Annotated in this window: 3 protein-coding genes and 1 tRNA gene; 2 read left to right on the forward strand and 2 right to left on the reverse strand. The window is 63.3% G+C overall.

Going from position 1 to position 2429, the window contains the following annotated elements; all coding sequences use genetic code 11:
• Nucleotides 1-155 precede the first annotated feature (155 nt).
• Nucleotides 156-228, forward strand: a tRNA-Thr gene (locus E1200_RS32620).
• Nucleotides 229-620: 392 nt separating this feature from the next.
• Nucleotides 621-830 carry a DUF397 domain-containing protein gene (locus E1200_RS32625; RefSeq protein WP_131956440.1) on the forward strand — a complete coding sequence of 70 codons (210 nt, stop codon included), beginning with the start codon at nucleotides 621-623 and terminating at the stop codon, nucleotides 828-830.
• A 134-nt stretch (nucleotides 831-964) separates the two neighbouring features.
• Here the strand turns inward: E1200_RS32625 and E1200_RS32630 are convergent, their stop codons facing one another.
• Both E1200_RS32630 and E1200_RS32635 read right to left on the reverse strand, forming a co-directional pair.
• Nucleotides 965-1504, reverse strand: a complete 540-nt coding sequence (locus E1200_RS32630; protein ID WP_131956436.1) for a hypothetical protein — start codon at nucleotides 1502-1504, stop codon at nucleotides 965-967.
• Between the two features lie 264 nt (nucleotides 1505-1768).
• The gene (locus tag E1200_RS32635) at nucleotides 1769-2353 is read right to left on the reverse strand and encodes a hypothetical protein (protein ID WP_131956438.1); all 585 of its coding nucleotides are present in this window, start codon (nucleotides 2351-2353) and stop codon (nucleotides 1769-1771) included.
• Nucleotides 2354-2429: the final 76 nt, after the last annotated feature.

Consider the following 2429-nt stretch of genomic DNA (forward strand, 5'->3'; position numbering starts at 1 on the left):
ATGCTCCACCAAGACAACGTTCCCCACCGAAACCCCCAGGGCTGACCGGCCGACCCGACGCCGACCTCTCACCCCCTACACGAACGCGCCCGCCCTGCATCGACACCGACCCCCCAGAAACTTCCCGAGTCGACTACCATGCGGGACGAGCCCGCGCCGGCGTAGCTCAATCGGCAGAGCATCTGTCTTGTAAACAGAAGGTTAGGGGTTCAAGTCCCCTCGCCGGCTCCCAGCTCAGAGGCCCCTCCACGTCCGGAGGGCCTCGTTGCTCTCCGCGCGGGGCGCTCTCATAGCGCGTGACCCGGCGTAGTCTTCTGCAGGAACCAAGACCACCGAGTCCGGCGATCATGCGGGAACAGCTCGGTCGCCTGGCTGAGCTGGCCAGGCACCCCAACATCACCGTGCGGATCGTCCCCAGGGATGTAGGCGTTCATGTCGGCCGGGACGGTTCCTCCAAGATCATGACCGTGGACGGCGCGGACGTGGTCTACACAGTCGCTCCCGGCGGCGGGCGGCTTGTCTAAGATGCGACTGAGATACCCTCTTATCGGGTTTGGTGCGACCTCAACGGGGATGTGGCCCTGCCCGAAGACGCATCGTTGCGCCTGCTCATAGAGACCATGGAGCGGTATTCATGGCCATCTGGAGGAAGTCCACCTGTAGCGGTAGCACCACGACTCAGTCCGACTGCATCGAGGTTGCCGGGCTTAGGGGGAGCGGTTGGCCTCCGGGACAGCAAGGCTCCGGACACTGGCCACCTCACTATGTCGCCTGCTGGCTTCGCCGAGCTGGTCACCCGCGTGAAGCGGCGCCGGGGCTTCGACCCCTGACTCCCACTAAGTCTTGATGCTGTGGTTCCTGAACGGGGAGTCATGGACGCCTACGCGGGTGGACGTCGGCGCACGGTTGGGGGCCAGTTCCGTTCGGGGTTGTCGGGTTGGGCGTTCGCGGCTGCGGTAGTGGTTCAGTTGACGTTGACTATTTGTACGTCGGGGGCGTGGGTGGCTACCGCCTTGGCCAGGCGATCATGGTCCAGCCGCCAGTTGATGATCGGGCGGCTGCTCTGAACAAGGTCAAGGGGGATGTGGGGAACTACCCAGCTCGTAAGCCATCGATTCACCCGACCCATTGGTTTCATTTTGCGGGCATCTTTGTTTCGGCGGATTCCGATGTATGGCAAAGTCGATCTGCCGTGCTGCGCCCACAGGACGATGGCTTGAACCTCTGTCCATGGGACGTACAGCAGGGTCGCTCGGTACCGGATCGGATAGCCGGCGAGCGTGACGCCATCAGCGTCGACGCGAAGGGCCACCCGGCGTGTCAACACGATGCCAAGGGTCGCTGTCCCTATAAGGCCGAAAAATGTGGTGCCGATTAGACGCATGGTGAGAGAAATGTCTGGAACGAAAATGAAGATGCTGCAGAACCCGATACTGGTGAGCAGGATGAGTATGCCCTGGCCAGTCAGTCCGAAGCGGGTTTCGTACACTGCATCCCGGGTCACCTGACCACCTCCGCGTCGTACCGTGAAGTGTACGAGGCGTGACCGACGCGCGCCAAGGTCCTTGAGGATGCTGGAAGCGCGAAACCGTGGTTGTTGCTCTGCCCGGGATGGCGCGTCCGAGGCCAGTCCGTGTGGGTGCCCAGGTGGCCGGAGATGGGGGAAGAGCAGTCCCCGGAGGCTTGCTTCGCTCGTGCCTGGTGACGGGGAGGGGCTATCTGAGGCGGCGCTGGAACGTTGCTAGGTCTGCGTGAGTGGTGTGGACGTTCAGCGCAAAGTTAGGGCCAGTCCTATGGCAACCACGCAGGCTACGGCGATTACCGCGAATGCTAGGCGATAGGGGTGTTTCTCGGTTTTGGTGATCAGGTTCGGGTAATCGGCGGTGAAGTCCTTGGCTCGTATGGGGGTTTTCAGGTGGGCATGCGGGACGTCCAGGGCCCTTATCAGACGGCCCAGGTCCTCGTGTGTGTAGGGGGCGGTGGAGATTCTGAAGAGGGGGTTTCGGTGGGGGTCCAGGACGAACAGGTTCTCGCCGTGGGCTCTTTCGGGGACGATGATGGTCGCCTGGACCACCTCGGCTATCTGCGAGCGTGGGCGGCGCTTCTTGCTGAACGGGCCCCGCTCTATTAGTTCGTCTGGTGTCAGGGTGATTCGCGTGCGTAGGAGTGCGGCGAGTGCGAGAGGGATCAGGGCGGCGAATGGGATGCCCACGATCAGGGCCAGAACCGGCGGGGCATCGCCGGCCAGGATTGCCGTGACGATGCCTGCCGTGGCTATGGCCGCGGCGGACAGCACAGCCAGGCCCTTGGTGAGCGCTGGGCGCAGCACCAGCTCCCTTTGAAGATCATCCACGGGGGAATTGTCCCATCCTGGCCGAGGGCGGCGTGGCCTTCTCCCGGTGGGGGGCGGTTTACGGTGGGTTCTATGG

This window comes from Actinomadura sp. GC306 (assembly GCF_004348665.1).
GTDB lineage: Bacteria > Actinomycetota > Actinomycetes > Streptosporangiales > Streptosporangiaceae > Spirillospora.